Source organism: Catellatospora chokoriensis (assembly GCF_011297315.1).
Lineage (GTDB): Bacteria > Actinomycetota > Actinomycetes > Mycobacteriales > Micromonosporaceae > Catellatospora > Catellatospora citrea.
Window position 1 is genome coordinate 465,221 of the sequence record NZ_JAAOTI010000002.1, and the last position, 16,704, is coordinate 481,924.

The following is a 16,704-nucleotide window of genomic DNA, read 5'->3' on the forward strand; positions in this document are numbered from 1 at the left end:
CTCCCCATTCACGCCAGCAGAGGCTGCCCGCGACCGGACGGGTCGCGGGCAGCCTCTGCTCTGCCACGGGCAAGGAGATACTCACATGCGTAGAGTTCCATGGCGGCCTGCCGCAGCGGCCGCGGCTGCTGCGGCGCTGGTCGCCGGTCTGCTGACCGGTATCGGCACACCGATCGCGGCGGCCGCGCCCGCGGCCGCCCCGCCCGACGCCGCCGGAGTCACCCTGGTGACCGGCGACAAGGTCACGGTCTCGGCCGACGGCCAGGCCGCTGTCGAGCCGGGGCCGGGTCGAGCGGGCATGACGTTCCAAGTCACGACGGCGTCCGGCCGGGTGCGGGTGATCCCGGCCGATGCGGGAGCGCTGCTCGCCGCGGGCAGGCTCGACGTCCGGCTCTTCGACGTCACGGGGTTGATCGAGGGCGGGTATGCCCGCCGCGACGGCCTTCCCCTGATCGTCACCGGCGACGGCTCCGGCACCCGGGCAGGCGTCACGACGGCCGCACGGCGGGGTGTCACCGGCATCGCCGGCCTGACGGGAGTACGCGATCTGTCTGCGATCGACGGGGTCGCCGTCCGGCAGGTGCGGACTACGGCCGCTGATGCGTGGCGCGGGCTGACGGGGTCGCCGGGCGGTGCCCGGCTGCGGGCCGGTCTCGGCAAGATCTGGCTGGACGGCGTACGCCGGCCGGCGCTGGACACCAGTGTCGCCCAGATCGGCGCGCCCACCGCCTGGGCGGGCGGCTTCACCGGAACGGGCGCGAGCGTCGCCGTCCTCGACACGGGCATCGACACCGCCCATCCTGATCTCGCCGGGCAGGTTGCCGCACGCCGGGACTTCACCGGCAGCGGTGAGTCCGAGCTGGACCTGAGCGGGCACGGCACGCATGTCGCGGCGACGATCGCCGGGACCGGTATGGCGTCGGGCGGCACGTACCGGGGCGTCGCACCGGGTGCGAAGCTGCTCGACGCCAAAGTGTGCGACCGTTACGGCTGCTACGACTCGGCCATCATCGCCGGGATGATCTGGGCCGCCGAGCAGGGGGCGAAGGTCGCCAACCTCAGCTTCAGCGCACCCGACAGCCCTGGACTGGATCCGGTGGAGCAGGCGGTGCAGGACCTCAGCACGAGCCACGGCATGCTGTTCGTCGTAGCCGCGGGTAACGCCGACGGCCCGACCTACGGCGCGGTGGGCTCGCCGGGCACGGCGCCCGCTGCGCTGACCGTGGGTGCGGTGGACAGCACCGACGCGGTCGCCCCGTTCTCCCGGCGGGGACCAGGCCCGGACGGCGCGCTGAAGCCGGAGATCACCGCCCCCGGGGTCGCGATCACCGCAGCACGCAGCACGACCGCCCTCGACGTGCCCGGCGCGCCGACCGACGCGTACACGCAGCTGTCCGGAACCTCGATGGCCACGCCGCACGTCGCCGGCGTTGCGGCGCTGCTGTACCAGCGGCACCCGGGCTGGACGGGGCAGCAGCTGAAGGCGGCGCTGATGGCCGCCGCCCAGCCGCGCGCCGACCAGGGCGTGTACACCCAGGGCGCGGGCAGGGTCGACGCCGCACGCGCCGTCGCGCAGACCGTCACGAGCACCACGGCAGGCATCTCGTTCGGCGCGCTCAGGTGGCCGCACACCGACAACGGGCTGACCCACCAGCAGGCGGTCTTCCGCAACACCGCCGCCACGCCGGTCACCCTCGACCTGCGGCTGAACGTGACCGGGCCGGACGGCGCGGCCGTCCCGGCGGGAATGTTCACGGTGACCCCCGCGCAGCTGACCGTCCCCGCAGGCGGTGAAGCGACCGCGACCGTCACGGCCGACACCCGGCTCGGGCCGGACGGTCTGGTCGGCGGCTGGCTGACCGCGACCGCGGGCGAAATCGTCGTCGGCGTGCCCGTCACCGTCGACAAGGAAGTGGAAAGCTACGACGTCACCCTGGTCCACACCGATCGGGCCGGGCGGACGCCGTCGTTCTTCCTCACCCAACTGGCCCGGCGCGACAGCGACCGGCCGCCGCTGGACCTGTGGGGGCCGGACCCGGACGGCACCGTGATCCTGCGGGTCCCGAAGGCGCACTACTCGCTGAACGGCTTCCTCCACGTCTACCCCGAAGCGCCGCCGGTGACGAAGGGCGCCTCCGCCACCACCGCGGAGGATCGCTACGACGTCATGCTCGCCCAACCTGATCTGCTGATCGACCGGGCGATGACCATCCGCCTCGACGGCACGCGGGGACTGCCGCTGTCGGTCACCGTGCCGCGCACGTCGGCCCGGCAGTACTACGCCGTCCTGGCCGCGTACACCAGGCGTCCACACGGGACCGCCGGCGGCGCGCTCGTCGGCGGCGACTTCAGCCGCATCTACGCCGCCCAGCTCACCCCGGCACCGCTTGATCCGGACTTCGTCTCGATCGTGTCAGGTCAGTGGGCTCGCGCGGACACCTCCGGAAGCCTCTGGGCCAGCCCCTACGTCTACGCGCTCTCGTTCCCCCAACGAGGCCGGATGGTGACCGGCTACCAGCGCGCCGTCACCGACGACCAGCTGGCGTCCGTGCGGGCCGACTTCGCGCATACGACTGCGGGCACGAGCGGAGCCAAGCGCATCCGGGGCGCGCTGACCGACTACAGCGTCGGCAACTTCGGCCCGTACCTCGGCTTCCCGCTGCCGTTCACCCGCAAGGAGTACTACACCGCAGACCCGCTCGTCACCTTCGCCGGCGACTTCGCCGAGATCGACGCCACCACCAACGAGCAGATCAGCGGCGTGTCCGGCGAACGCCGGGCCTACCGTGCCGATCGGAGCTATCTTGAGCGATGGAACCGCCCCGTCTTCGCACCCAGCCTCAGCGACGGTGTCCTGGGGGGCGTCACCCGCACCGGCGACACGCTCACGATGGACATCGGGCTGTACGGCGACGGTGCCGGGCGGCCCGGTCGGTCGCAGACCGACTCGGTCTCCGGGACGCTGCACCGTGACGGCGTCAAGCTCGCCGACCTCGACGGCGCCGAGTACGCCGAGATCGCTCTGCCGGCGCAGGACGGCCGCTACCGGCTGGAGCTGCGTGCCGAGCGCGGTGCCCGGTTCGCGCTCTTCACACGCACACAGATCGCGTGGACCTTCCGGTCCGGGCACGTCTCCGGCACCGCGCTGCCGCTGCCGCTGTCGGCGATCCGCTGGACCCCAGCCCTCGACCGGTTCGGCACCGCGCCCGCCGGCCGGCTGTCCGCCGTCCCGGTCACGGTGCTGCCACAGGCCGGTTCCACAGCCGGAGCCGTCACGTCACTGTCCGTTCAGGCGTCGTTCGACGACGGCACGACGTGGCAGAACGTCTCGGTCAAAGACGGCTGCGCATGGGTACGCCATCCATCCGGCAGCGGTTTCGTGTCGCTGCGAGCGCAGGCCGCCACTGCCGACGGCTCAACAGTCGAGGTGACCGTGATCCGGGCATACCGGTACGCCTGACCACGAGGGTGCCGGGCCTGCAGCCCGGCACCCTCACCAGGTCCAGCCGACCCCGGCACCGCCCGGCCACACACGCCGGGCGGCAGTTGTCAACGGACATCTGACCGATCATTCGAGCCGATCGAGAGGCCTTCCGGGGCCACCCGTATCACCAGCGGGCGGTAGCGTCGCGGATCATGGAGTTCCGTCTCCTGGGGCCGGTGGAGGTCGTCGCCGGGTCGCGGCGTCTGCCGCTCAACGGGGCCAAGGTTCGTACGCTGCTCGCCGCGCTGCTGCTGGAGCAGGGACACCTCATTCCCGCCACGCGGCTGGTGGACCTGCTGTGGCCGGAGGACCCGCCGGAAACGGCACGGGCACTGGTGCAGACGTACGTGTCGAACCTGCGCCGGACGCTGTCCCAGCACGGGGTCGACGACGTGGTCAGCACCCGCTCGGCCGGCTACGTGATCCGGCTGCCCGCCGGCGCCCTCGACCGCGACGTCTTCATCCAGCTCGCCGGCGACGGTCGGCGAGCCGCCGCGGCGGGCCGCCACGGGGAGGCGCTGGGCCTGTTCGACGCGGCGCTGACGCTGTGGCGCGGCCCCGCGCTGGCCGGCCTGGACAACACCCGCTTCGATGGTTTCGCCGCCCAGCTCGAAGAGATGCGGCTGGCCGTGACGGCCGAGCGGGCCGCGGTCCGCCTGGCCGCCGGCGACCACCAGCGGCTGATTCCTGAACTGTTCGCGCTGGTCGAGCTGCATCCGGCCGACGAGCGGCTACACGGCCAGCTCATGCTCGCCCTGTATCGGCAGGGCCGCCAGGCCGACGCGCTGGCAGCCTACCGCCGCGTCCGGAAGTGGCTCATCGAGGAGACCGGCCTGGAGCCGGGCGCCGAGCTGACCGCGATGCACGATGCGATCCTGCGCGGCGACCCTGCCCTGCTGCCGGCTGTGACGCCTGCCGAGCAGCCCCGACCCGCCCCGACGCCGCCCGCCCCGGCCGTGCCCTCCCAGTTGCCGATCGCGCCGCCGGACTTCACCGGCCGCGCCGACCAGCTCGCGGCGTTCACCAGCGGACTGCGCGCCGCCACCGACCGCACCGTGCGGGTGATCGCCGGCCCCGGCGGCGCCGGCAAGACCGCGTTCGCCACGTACGCGGCACACCGCATCGCCGCCGACTACCCCGATGGCCAGCTGTACATCGAGCTGCGCGGCATGAGCGACACGCCCACCACCCCCGGGGAGGCACTCGGCCGCTTCCTGCGGGCGCTCGGCGTCGCCCCGGGTGCCGTTCCCGACGACCCGGACGAGCGGGCCGAGCTGTTCCGCGCCACCATCGCCGGACGCCGGTTGCTGATCCTGCTCGACGACGCCCGCTCCGAGCAGCAGGTACGCCCCTTGCTGCCCGGCGCCCCGGGATGCGCGGTGATCATCACCTCGCGGGACCGGCTCGGCGGGCTCGCCGGCGCCGCGCACCTCACCGAGCTGGAGACGCTCACCGAGCAGGACTCGCTCGAACTGCTCGCCCGCATCGCCGGCGAGCAGCGGATCGACGCGGACCCCGCCTCAGCCCGGGAGATCGTCGAACACTGCGGCCGCCTCCCGCTGGCCATCCGCATCGCCGCCGCGCGGCTGGCCACCCGCCGGCAGTGGCCGCTGTCCATCATGGCCACCCGCCTGGCCGACGAGCGCCAGCGGCTCGACGAGCTGTCCATGACCGACATGGCAGTGCGGGCCACCATCGCGCTCAGCTGCCGGAGCCTGGACGAGCAGGCCCAGGCGTTGCTGCGGCGGCTGGGCTACCTGGGCGTGTCCGACGCGTCCGTGGAGCTGGCATCCTGGCTGGTCGACGGCACCACCGCCGAAGCCGAGCGCCTGCTGGAGCGGCTCGTCGACATGCACCTGGTCAACATCGGTGCGATCGGCAGGCACGGGCAGATCAACTACCGGCTGCACGACCTGGTCCGCCTGTACGGCCGGGAGCAGGCCGAGGCGCAGGAGCAGCCTGCCGACCTGCTCGCCGCGGTGGAACGGGTCACGGCCAGCTGGCTGACCATCGTCAACGGCATCGCCGCGACCATCCCCACCGGGGAGATGCGCTGGCGCCACGAATCCTCGCTCGGGCGCGACGTCGAACCCGCCGTGCTCGAACGCGTGCTCGGCGACCCGCCCGAATGGTTCGACCAGGCACGCACCCCGCTGGCGGTGAGCCTGGAACGCGCCGCCGACCTCGGGCTGCAGGAGCTCGCCTGCCAGCTGGCCTCGGCGCGGTTCACCGTCGCGCTGGGCGGAGCCAACCGGTACGAGATCCGGTCCCGGCTCATCGACGGCGCCCTGGCCGCCGCGCGCCGCGCCGGCAACCGGCGCGGCGAGGCCATCCTGCTCGCCGAAGCCGGGCAGTTGCGATACGACCAGGACCACTACAGCGAATCCCGGCGGCTGCTGGGTGAGGCGCTGACCGTCTTCCGGGAGATCGGCGACGTGCCCAGCGAGGCCGCGACCCTGGCCGACCTCGGCGCCGCCCACCGCGAGACCGGCGACTTCACCGAGGCGCTGCGACTGCTCGACGCGGCCACCCGGCTGTGCGAGCAGACCGCCGACGCCGCCGGGATCGGCTACACCCGGCGCCTGGCCGGCTCCGTGCGCCTCGAACTCGGCCAGTTCGAGCAGGCCAAGGCCGACCTGGACCAGTCACTGTCGGCCTACCGCGCCGCCGGAACCCCCCGCGGCGAGGCGATGACGCTGCGCACGCTGGGCCTCTACCACCGCGGCCGTGCCGAGTACGCGCAGGCCGTGGCGGTGCTCGAACGCTCGGCGGCCACGTTCGAGCAGCTCGGCGACATCCTGATGCTCGCCTACGTGCAGCGCGCGATGGGCAAGACGAAGCTGCGCATGGGCCTGCACGAGCAGGCGCTGCCGCTGGTCGAGACGGCGCTGGCCACCAGCCGCAGCCTCAACGACCGCTGGGGGGAGGGCAGCGGCCTGCGTACCCTCGGCGACCTGCACCTGCAGGCCGGGCGGCTGGATCTGGCCGAATCCCTGCTGCGGCAGTCGATCGAGCACTGGGACGCGCTCGGCCTGCCGCTGATGCGGGCCCGCTCGCAGCGTGACCTGGCCACCCTGCACGACGCGCGCGGTGACGCGGCCGCAGCCGGGCGGCTGCGCGACGCCGCCCGGCAGGTGTTCGCCGAGTACGGGACCAGGGAGTACAGCGAACTACAGAATCTGTAGCCGCGACTGCAGCGGCGCAGGAGGCCGACTCAAGCGCGGCCGCCGATTGTTCTCGGTGTCAGGAGATCCCCCTCACCGAAGGACAGCCCCATGAACCTCAAGCGAACCGCCCTGTCGCTGCTGACAGCGGCCATGATGGCGACCGGATTCGCCGCGGTCGGCGTGGTCACGACGGCCACACCGGCGCTGGCGAACAACTGTGATCCCAGCGGCAACGGCCCGGACGAGATGATGTCGCGGGGACGCGCCATCGCCCGGGCCCAGAGCTGGGCAGCGAACACGTCGATGACCTACGACCAGGGTCTGTGCAGCGACCCGGAAGGCAACGGTGCGAAGTATCGACATGACTGCTCCGGCCTGGTCTCGATGGCATGGGGCCTGGAGGGCAACCTCGTCACCGAGAACTTCTGGAACCCGGCGACAGGTGCGTACTGGTCGGGGGTCACCCCCATCGCGCTGGACGACCTGCGGCCGGGTGACGCGCTGGTCCGATCAGGGCACATCGAGCTGTTCGCCCGCTGGGTGTCCTACGCCGACCACAACCAGGGCGCCTACGTCTACTCGTTCAACGAGAACAACGAGCGGGTGCGCAACCCGTACACGGTGACGCCCGACTTCTACGACGACGAGGGCATGTTCCACAGCGGGCAGCTCGGCAAGAACACCATGTCCGAGATGCAGGGCTACCACGCGATCCGCTACAAGCGGATCACCGAGGACGAGGGCCAGTGGGCCACCACCTACAACAAGGACGGCACGCTGCGGGTGTTCGCCCGCGGCGACGACGACACGCTGCGGGAGTGGAAGAACCCGGGCAACACCTGGACCAGCCTGGGCGGCAGTATCGTCGGGCACCCCTCGGCCGCGGTGTCGCCCGACGGCAACCTGCAGGTGTTCGCCCGCGGCGGCGACGGCACGCTGCGGCAGTGGTCCTACGTCACCGGCTCCGGCTGGGTGAACAAGAACATCAGCCTCGGCGGCAGCATCACCGGCGACCCGGTGGCCACGTACTTCGTCGACAACAGCCTGCAGGTGTTCGCCCGCGGCACCGACGGCACGCTGCGGCACTGGGCCAACATCCCCGGTTCGGGCTGGGCCAACAGCAACCAGAACATGGGTGGCAGCCTCGCCGGCAGCCCCGCCGCCACCACCGACGGGGAGAACGCGCTGCGCGTGCTGGCCGTCGGCACCGACAGCAAGCTGCACGAGTGGAAGTTCGTGATCGGCTCCGGCTGGAGCCCTTCGAACGGCGTGGTGGGCGGCACCAACCTGGTCGGCGACGTCTCCACCACGATCACCCGTGACCGGGCGCTGCAGGTCGTGGCCCGCGGCAGCGACTCCACGGTACGCCGGTTCGCCCACCTGAACGGGAGCTGGGCCGTCAACAACGAGAACCTGGGCGGCTCGGTGCTGTCCACCCCGGCGATCACGACCAGTCAGGACAGCACCGTGCAGATCGTCGCCCGCGGCACCGACCACGCGCTGCACTACAAGGCGTTCGTGTGGGGCAGCGGCTGGTCGTCCTGGATCAACAAGGGCGGCAGCATCATCGGCGACCCGGCGATCACCAACGGGCCGACCGGCAACCTGCAGATTTACGGCATCGGCTACGACGGCCACCTGGACCAGTGGCACTTCGACTACGACACCGGCACCAACTGGGGCACCGCCGACTGGGGCGGCAACCTCTACCCCGCCAACGGCGCCGGCAACTGAGCCGGCTCCCTCCCACCCGAGCCGCCCGGACGCCTGCGCCTGGGCGGCTCGGCCGTCCGAAAGGACCTGCCATGGACGACATCGTGCTGCTGTCGGACCCCGCCATCGCGGCCATCGAGGTGGCCGAGAACCACGAACCCCTGGTCGACCTGCGTACCGTGCCTACGCTGCGGATCGACCCCCGCCTCGCCGATCCGGCCGGTGCCTACGCCCACGTGCGGGCCGGGCTGGCCGAGCGGCTCGTGAAAGCCCAGGCGCTGCTGCCCCGCCAGCTGAGACTGCTGGTCGTCGAGGGCTACCGGCCGCTCGCGCTGCAGGTCGAGTACTTCGAGGCGCGCGTGGCCAAGCTGCGCCCGCACCACCCGGACCGGGACGAGACCTGGCTGCAGCGGCAGGCCAGCACCTACATCTCCCCACCTCACGTCGCCCCGCACGTGGCCGGCGCCGCCGTCGACCTCACCCTGGCCACCGACGACGGACACGAGCTCTGGCTCGGCACGGAGGTCAACGACTCGGACACCACGGCCTGCCACACCGACTCGCCGCGGATCACGCCGGAGGCTGCGGAGCTGCGCCAGGTGCTGGGCGACGTGCTGCGGGCCGCTGGGCTCGTCAACTACCCGACCGAATGGTGGCACTGGTCCTACGGCGACCGGTACTGGGCGCACCACAGCGGGCTCACGCAGGCCCCCTACGGTCCGGTGGCGCACCTGCCCGAGAGCTGATGCGGTGCGGCCGGCCGGAGCGAACGCTCCGGCCGGCCGCACCTCTGTCGCACATCACCCGGCACCTGACAGGGATGCGTCGCAGACCTAGCTTCTGGCCGAAGATCAACACGGAGAAGGCGGCGCTGATCGAGAGCGGACGCGGCTCACTCCATTGGTGCTGTGCACTGAACGCGGAGACCGGTCCGGCGCCCGTGAGAAGGGTCAGCGACCAGGGAGCCGCCAGGTCTGGTTGAGCGGGCTGCCCTGGCTGGCCGGGTTGCAGGTCCACTGGTGGATCAGCGCTCCGGGGGCGGTCGAGATCTGGCTGACGTCGACGCACTTGCTGCTGTGCCGGGCGACGAGCTGGTAGTCGCGCGAATCGTTGCCGGAGTAGGTGACCTTGCGGAGTGCGAACTGCTGGTTCAGCGAGCTGCTGTTGCAGGTCCACTGGATGACCGCCGCGCCGTCGGCGGAGGACACGCCGTTGACGTCCAGGCACTTGCCGCTCTGCTGGTTGACGACCGTGTAGGTGTCGGCGACGCCGGCGACCGGCTGGAAGTTCCACTGCTGCTGGGTGCTGCCGTTGCAGGTGTACTGCCGCTGCTGGGTGCCGTTGGCGGTGCTGGCGTTGGGGTTTTCCATGCACAGCTGCGAGTGCTGGGCGACGGCGGTCGACTGGAAGGCGCCGCCACCGCCGCTGGAGGGCGGGAGCAGGGTGATGGTGAACGTCTCGTCGATGTTGGTGTGTGGCAGGTTGACGGTGATGGCGTTGCCGGACAGGGTCACGGTCGTGTCCTGGACGGTGACGGGCCCCGCGACGGCGCCTCCGCCGTTGTACGGGATGCGCTGGGCGAGCACGCGCACCTGGTTGTTCTGGACGATGCCGCTGGTGGTGTCCAGGCGCTGCAGGTTGACGGCGATGTTGCCGGTGGTGCCCCCGCCGCCGACGAGGATTCTGGCGACTCCGGTGTCCTTCGTGGCGAACGCGTCGTAGGCGGTGCTGGGTGTGGTCTGCGCGATCTGGCCGGTCTGGGAGCCGTAGAAGTTGTAGACCCACCATTCGCCCTTGGGCTGGTGCACTCCGGAGGCGTTGCGGGTGAGCAGGTTGCCGAGGTCGTTGTGCAGGTTGCCGGCGCTGGCCCAGTTGGCGCGCAGGCCGTCGGCGCCGGCGCGTTCCAGGCGCGCGATGTACCAGGAGCCGTCGCCGGGGTTCTGCTCGTTGGACGCGCCGTACTCGTTGATCTGGTAGGGGCGGGGGTGGGGGATGGCTCGTGCGTTGAGGCTGCTGTTGGCGGCGTTGACGTTGGCGACGGGGTCGCTGGGCAGGCTGTGCCAGCTGACGATGTCCGGCACGACGTTGTTGGCTTTGATGAAGTCCAGGTACTGAGTCCACCAGCCGGTGGAGGTGCTGGGCACCCCGGCGTGGCTGGGGCCGACGATCAGGTGGTTGGGGAACTCGGCACGCAGCCGCTGGTAGGTGCGCCGCCAGAGTTCGAAGTACTGGGCCTGGGACCGGTTCCAGAACAGGTTGAGGTTGGGTTCGTTCCAGATGTCCCACTGCACGGTGATCCCGGCGGCGCGTACGTCGCCGATCAGCCGGGTGAGGAAGTTGTCGTAGTCGGTCCAGTCGCCGTTGTCGCCGGGGAACCTGGAGATGGCGTAGCCGTCGGCGCCCCACAGGTCGTGCGGGAGGATGACGAACTGGCCGCCCAGGGCGCTGGTGCGCCGCGCCTGGGCGAGGGTGGCGTTCCAGCGGCGCTGGTAGCGCCCGGAGACCCAGCCGCCGGGGGAGTCGAGCTGCGCGCCGCCGGCGCGCATGTAGCGGAACTTCACGTCGGTGTAGAAGTGGTCGGCGGGTCCGGATGCGTCCTCGGTCATGCCGTAGATCCACCCCGACGCGCGGTAGGTCGGCGATCCGCCGGTGACCGAGAAGTTGACGGCGATCGACTCGTCGGCCGCCGCGGCGGGCAGTGGACTGGCCGTGGCTGCCGCGGCCAGGGTGATGACGGCGAGGATGCGCGCGGCTGGTGCGCCGCGGCGGCGGGGTCGGTGGCTTGGTGCGATGTTCACTAGCGGCTCCTTCGGAGGTCAGCGGCCCGGGACGGCTCGCGCCGCGCGTGCGTCGCCGCTGAGAGCGGGTGGGTCGCCTGTGTTCCGACCTCGGCCGGGCGGTGTTCCGGCCTGCCGGGACACGAGACGTGGTGCTCCGGTTCGGCGTAGTGGTTCATCTGGTTCGTCGCGCCGCTGAGCAGTGGGGCACGGAACTCCTCAGCTGTTGCCGGCAGCTGGGGAATCGATTCGATGACCTGATGCGAAGACTTCTGCTGTATGCAGTCGATCCAGGCACGGGGTGTTGCAGCGATGGTCGAATCGATTCGCCACGACTGTAGGGAGGTGTTGCCGGTGTGTCAACGGCAGGTTTCGTGGCGGTGCGTGGATAGCCTGACCTCCATGGCGCACGACATGAGCCCTGAGCAGGTTCGGTCTTTCCTCTCCGGCGGCACCCGCACCGCGAAGGTGGCGACCGTGATGAAGGACGGACAGCCGCACGTGATGCCGGTCTGGTTCGTGCTCGACGGGGAGCAGATCGTGTTCACCACCGGGGCGGACACGGTCAAGGGCCGAAACCTGCGGCGCGATCCGCGTATCGCGCTGGTCGTCGAGGACGACGAGCCGCCGTTCGCGTTCGTGCATGTGCGAGGGCGGGTGACGCTCCACGAGGAGCTCGCTGACCTGCGGCGGTTCGCCACCGCGATCGGCGCCCGTTACATGGGCGAGCCCCGGGCGGAAGAGTTCGGGCATCGAAACGCGGTGCCGGGGGAGCTGCTGGTGCGGGTCACCCCCGAGCGCGTCATCGCCGAGGCCGCAGTCGCCGGCTACTGATGACCCCGGTCCGTCCTACCACGCCCCCTCGGCCGGCGACGGTTGGCGAGTCGTTCCTCGCCCGGACGGACGGCGGCGCGGCGCGGCGGAGGTTGCGGGTCACCGGACGTCAGCCGACAACGGGCGTGGTTCTCCGGTACGAAGGGCCGGTTCGTCTGGCGCCGCTGCTCAGTGCCCGGCGATCCGGGCCGCGGCCGGGCCCGTCGAGGCGCGCAGCGCGATCGGGGGCGCCATCAGCAGGTGCCGCGGTGCCGAGTCGGGTTCGGCTATGCGCTGTTGCAGCAACTCCACCGCGCGGGCGCCGATGTCGTGTGCGGGCACGTCGGCGGCGGTCAGCGGCGGGCGGAAGTCCTCGGCCCAGTGCTGGGCCACCACACCGGTGATGGAGAAGTCGCGGGGGACGGCCAGGCCCGCGTCGTCGAGGGCGCGCTGCACGCCGGGCAGGGCGGCCTCGTTGACAGTGGCGATGGCGGTGATCTGCGGGTGCTCGGTCAGCAGCTGTTCCATGCACGCCTGCCCTGCCGCCGCGTCGTCGGCGCAGCACACGGTGATCCCTTTGAGGTCGCGCTGGGTGGCCGCGTCGGTGAATCCGGTCAGTGCCCGGTGGCTCGGCCCGTAACCGGCGGCGACCAGTTCGGCGGAGCGGTTGATCAGGGCGACGTGCCGGTGGCCGAGGTCGGCCAGGTGGTGCACGCAGCGGCCGATGAGGCCGGCGTAGTCCACGTCGATCCAGGACATGTTCTCGGGGAGCGCGGTGCGGCCTATCGTGACGAACGGCAGTCCGGCCTGCTGCAGGCGGGTCACTCGGGCGTCGTCGAGCCGGATCTCCATCAGGATGACGCCGTCGACGCGCTGGCCGGTGATGACGCGCTCGAAGGAGCGGTCGTGGTCGCCACCTGACGGTGACAGCAGCACGTCGAGGTCGGCCCGCGCGGCGGCCTCCACGACGCTGGCGACGAAGCCGAGCTGCATGTCGGTCAGGCGCTGGCTCGCCGGTGGGATGACCAGGCCGAGGGTCCGGGTGCGGCCCTCCTTGAGGGCCCGCGCGGCGGCGTTGGGCCGGTAGCCGGCCTGGGCGATGACCTGCTCGATGCGCTTGCGGGTCTCGTCCGACACGGTTCGCCGACCGCTGAGCGCGTACGAAACGGTGCTGCGCGACACGCCAGCCAGCCGTGCGATCTCGCCGATGTTCACAGGACCTCCCCAACTGACGTCGTTTATACCCTGCCCGCCGCCACTGCGGCGGACATGGCCGACACAAGCGTAGTCGAATCGATTCTTCTGGCCGATCACGGTCCTGGCCTGCGCTTGCTTCGTGGCGCATGCCGCAGCTCGGCGTCAGTAAAGGTAACGAGACGGAAACAGGCCATTGACCCTAGCGCGACGGGAGTCCTATCGTCTGTCGAATCGATTCGCCGAATCGATTCGACATCTCCGCGTAACGGGTTGGTGGCGTCCGCCGGACGTCGCAGGCCCGTTGCGAGGCTCCCCAGCCGGACGCCACCACCTCGACAGCCGACCGCAGCGTGCCGCGGCCGCAACGACCGGAACAGGGTCGGCTCGCCGAGACGGCGCACGGTGACCTGTGCTGATGAAGGGAATGTCCATGCGCTCCACCACGGCCAGGCGACGTGTCCTGGCATTCGCCCTGACGACAGTGGCAGTCACAGCCGGTACCGTGGCCTGCTCCTCGGCCGACCCCGCCACCGGCCCCGCCGGCACCACTTACACGATCTGGGACCCCTACCCCCAGTACGACGGCAGCTCCGACTGGGTCAAGCTGCTGAACAAGTGCGGCACCGACGCGGGTGTCACGATCACCCGCACCGGCTACGACACCACCGATCTGACCAACAAGGTCCTGCTGGCCGCTCAGCAGGCCAACGCGCCCGACGTGCTGATCGTCGACAACCCGGTCATCTCCACCCTTGCCGAGGCGGGCGTGCTGGCCTCCTCCGACGACACCAAGCTCGACACCACCGCGATCTCGGCGAACCTGCTCGGCGCCGGACAGAGCGGCGGCAAGACCTACGGCATCCCGATCGGCGCGAACACCCTCGCGCTGTACTACAACAAGGCCGTGCTCAAGGCCGCCGGCGTCGACATCGCCTCGGTGACCGACTGGAATTCGCTGACCGCAGCTCTGGCCAAGGTCAAGGCGGCGGGCAAGAAGGGCATCACCTTCTCGGCCATCGGCACCGAGGAGGGCAGCTTCCAGTTCCTGCCGTGGTACTGGGGGTCGGGGGCGAACCTGACCAAGCTCGACTCGCCGCAGGCCGTGGCCGCGGTGTCGCTGTGGACCGACTGGGTCAAGCAGGGCTACGCCCCGAACTCGGTCATCAACAACACGCAGACCACCAGCTGGCAGGAGTTCGCCACCGGTGAGTACGCCTTCGCCGAGAACGGCACCTGGCAGCTGGGCAACGCCAAGAAGGCCGGTTTCGAGTACGGCATCATCCCCGTGCCCGGAGTCGACGGCGGCACCGCCGCCGCGCCCACGGGCGGGGAGTTCGTCAGCGTGCCCGTCCAGAAGGACACCGCCCGCTACACCACCACGCAGAAGCTGGTGTCGTGCCTGGCCTCGACCGACAACTCGCTGGCCACGGTCACCGCACTGAACTACATCGCACCGACCGAGGCGGTGCAGGCCAAGCAGGTCGCCGCCAACGCGGAGCTGCAGGTGTGGGTCGCCGCGGTAAAGGCCGCCAAAGGCCGCACCGGCGACAACCTGGGCACGGACTACCCGAAGATCTCCCAGCAGCTGTGGACCGCGGTGCAGGCGGCGCTCAGCGGGTCGAAGACCCCGCAGGCGGCGCTGACCGACGCCCAGACCGCGGCCGCCGCGGCGACCAAGTGAACCGGTAGCGCGACGGTCATGAACATCCGGACACAAGCACCGCCTACCCGGTCTGTGGACGGCCGGAGCGGGGCGGCGTTCAGCGCCGCCCCGCCGCGGGCCGCCCGCCGGCGCGCGGCTCAGGTCACATCGCAGTGGGCCGCGTGGGCGTTCCTCACCCCGATCACCGTTTACCTGATTGCGTTCTACGCCTACCCGCTCTACCGCAACCTCGATCTGAGCCTGCGTCACTACACCGTGCGCTCCTTCGTGTACGGCAACGCGGAGTTCACCGGCCTGGACAACTACCGCACCGTCCTGGTCGACCCGACCTTCCTGCCCGCGCTGGGTCACACCGTGGTGTTCACCCTGGTGTCGCTGGCGCTGCAGTTCTCCATCGGCATGGCGCTGGCGGTCTTCTTCACCCAGCACTTCCGGCTGTCGGTCACCCTGCGGGCGCTGTTCCTCGTGCCCTGGCTGCTGCCGCTGATCGTGTCGGCGTCGACCTGGTCCTGGCTGCTCAACAGCGACTCGGGCATCGTCAACACCGCCCTGGCGTTGCTCGGCGTCGATCCGGTCAATTGGCTCACCTCGCCGGACTGGTCGCTCGCCTCGGTGATCATCGCGAACGTCTGGATCGGCATCCCGTTCAACCTGGTCGTGCTCTACAGCGGACTGCGGGGCATCCCCCCGCAGGTCCACGAAGCCGCGGCACTGGACGGGGCCACCGGCTGGCAGCGGTTCTGGCGGGTCACGTTCCCGCTGCTGCGCCCGGTCTCGGCGATCACACTGCTGCTGGGCCTGGTCTACACCCTCAAGGTCTTCGACATCATCTGGATCATGACCAAGGGTGGCCCGGTCGACTCGTCCACGACCTTCGCCACCTGGTCCTACCGGCTCGGCTTCGGCAACCCCTTGCCCGCGTTCGGGCCCGGCGCCGCTGTCGGCAACCTGCTCATCGTCATGGCGGTCGTCTTCGGCCTGATCTACATCCGGGTCCAGCGAAAGCAGCAGCAACCATGACCACGAAGAGGAGCTGGGTCAAGACCGCCGCCGGCCTGGCGGCGACCGCGGTGATGCTGTTCCCGGTCTACTGGATGATCAACGTCTCGTTCACGTCCGACCAGCGGATGCGCAAGAGTCCACCCGACTGGTTTCCCGTCGACGGCACTCTCGACGGCTACCGCGCCGTGCTCGACCAGCAGTTGCCATACCTGGGCGCCAGCCTGATCATCGGCCTGGGCACGGTGGCGCTCACCCTCGCTGTCGCCGCCCCCGCCGGGTTCGCCCTGGCCAAGCTGCGTCCCCGGGGCGGCGGCGTGCTCAGTTTCCTGTTGCTGGTCGCGCAGATGATCCCCGGGATCATCATGGCGATGGGCTACTACGCCTTCCTGCTCAACATCGGCATGCTCAACACACTGCCCGGTGTGATCATCGCCGACACCACCATCGCGGTGCCGTTCGCCGTGCTCATCTTCACCGCGTTCATGGCCGGCATACCCGATGAGATCATGCAGGCCGCGGTGACCGACGGCGCAGGGACACTGCGCACCTTCTGGTCGGTGGTCATGCCCGTCAGCCGCAACGCCACCGTCACCGTGTCGCTGTTCGCGTTCCTGTGGGCGTGGTCGGACTTCGTCTTCGCCAGCACGCTGGACAGCGGCGGCACGCTGCGCCCCATAACGCTGGGCATCTACCACTACATCGGCAACAACAACCAGGAATGGAACGCGATCATGGCCACCGCGGTCGTGGCGTCGATCCCCGCGACCGTCCTGCTCGTCCTCGCCCAGCGCTATGTCGCCGCCGGCGTAGCCGCCGGAGCGGTCAAGGACTGACCCACCCCGATCCGCGCGGCCGGCCTGCCCACGCGTGCCGGCCATACCCGCCTGC

10 protein-coding genes are annotated in these 16,704 nt (G+C 70.8%); 8 read left to right on the top strand and 2 right to left on the bottom strand.

The window, feature by feature from the left end; all coding sequences use genetic code 11:
- Positions 1-85 precede the first annotated feature (85 nt).
- The 4 genes from HAV39_RS04780 (at position 86) to HAV39_RS04795 (ending at position 9,110) form a co-directional block, all read left to right on the top strand.
- Entirely contained in the window at positions 86-3,460 is a 3,375-nt protein-coding gene (locus HAV39_RS04780; RefSeq protein ID WP_191837909.1) for a S8 family serine peptidase, read from the top strand.
- A 176-nt stretch (positions 3,461-3,636) separates the two neighbouring features.
- The gene (locus HAV39_RS04785) at positions 3,637-6,669 is read left to right on the top strand and encodes an AfsR/SARP family transcriptional regulator (protein WP_191837910.1); all 3,033 of its coding nucleotides are present in this window, start codon (positions 3,637-3,639) and stop codon (positions 6,667-6,669) included.
- Positions 6,670-6,759: 90 nt separating this feature from the next.
- Complete coding sequence (locus HAV39_RS04790) at positions 6,760-8,385, top strand: PLL family lectin (RefSeq protein WP_191837911.1); 1,626 nt, start codon at positions 6,760-6,762, stop codon at positions 8,383-8,385.
- A gap of 71 nt (positions 8,386-8,456) precedes the next feature.
- A complete protein-coding gene (locus HAV39_RS04795) occupies positions 8,457-9,110 on the top strand; it encodes a M15 family metallopeptidase (protein ID WP_191837912.1) in 654 nt (217 codons plus the stop codon).
- Positions 9,111-9,314: 204 nt separating this feature from the next.
- On the opposite strand, the gene HAV39_RS43200 is transcribed toward HAV39_RS04795, so the two are convergent.
- Positions 9,315-11,162: an RICIN domain-containing protein gene (locus HAV39_RS43200; protein WP_191837913.1), complete on the bottom strand. Its 1,848-nt coding sequence runs from the start codon at positions 11,160-11,162 to the stop codon at positions 9,315-9,317.
- 381 nt (positions 11,163-11,543) lie between these two features.
- Here HAV39_RS43200 and HAV39_RS04805 point away from each other — a divergent pair, with 381 nt between their 5' ends.
- Entirely contained in the window at positions 11,544-11,975 is a 432-nt protein-coding gene (locus tag HAV39_RS04805) for a PPOX class F420-dependent oxidoreductase (RefSeq protein ID WP_191837914.1), read from the top strand.
- Between the two features lie 168 nt (positions 11,976-12,143).
- Here HAV39_RS04805 and HAV39_RS04810 read toward each other — a convergent pair whose 3' ends face one another.
- On the bottom strand, positions 12,144-13,169 hold the full coding sequence (locus HAV39_RS04810; RefSeq protein ID WP_191837915.1) for a LacI family DNA-binding transcriptional regulator: 1,026 nt from the start codon (positions 13,167-13,169) through the stop codon (positions 12,144-12,146).
- A 484-nt stretch (positions 13,170-13,653) separates the two neighbouring features.
- Between HAV39_RS04810 and HAV39_RS04815 the strand changes: the two genes are divergently transcribed.
- Genes HAV39_RS04815 through HAV39_RS04825 form a run of 3 tightly spaced genes read left to right on the top strand, consistent with a single transcriptional unit; the run spans position 13,654 to position 16,649 of the window.
- Positions 13,654-14,832: a sugar ABC transporter substrate-binding protein gene (locus HAV39_RS04815; protein ID WP_308440911.1), complete on the top strand. Its 1,179-nt coding sequence runs from the start codon at positions 13,654-13,656 to the stop codon at positions 14,830-14,832.
- 54 nt (positions 14,833-14,886) lie between these two features.
- Positions 14,887-15,834 (top strand): carbohydrate ABC transporter permease, encoded by a 948-nt coding sequence (locus HAV39_RS04820; protein WP_239120946.1) that lies wholly within the window; start codon positions 14,887-14,889, stop codon positions 15,832-15,834.
- Positions 15,831-16,649 carry a carbohydrate ABC transporter permease gene (locus HAV39_RS04825; protein ID WP_191837918.1) on the top strand — a complete coding sequence of 273 codons (819 nt, stop codon included), beginning with the start codon at positions 15,831-15,833 and terminating at the stop codon, positions 16,647-16,649. The genes HAV39_RS04820 and HAV39_RS04825 overlap by 4 nt, the downstream gene beginning before the upstream one ends.
- The last annotated feature ends 55 nt before the right edge of the window (positions 16,650-16,704 follow it).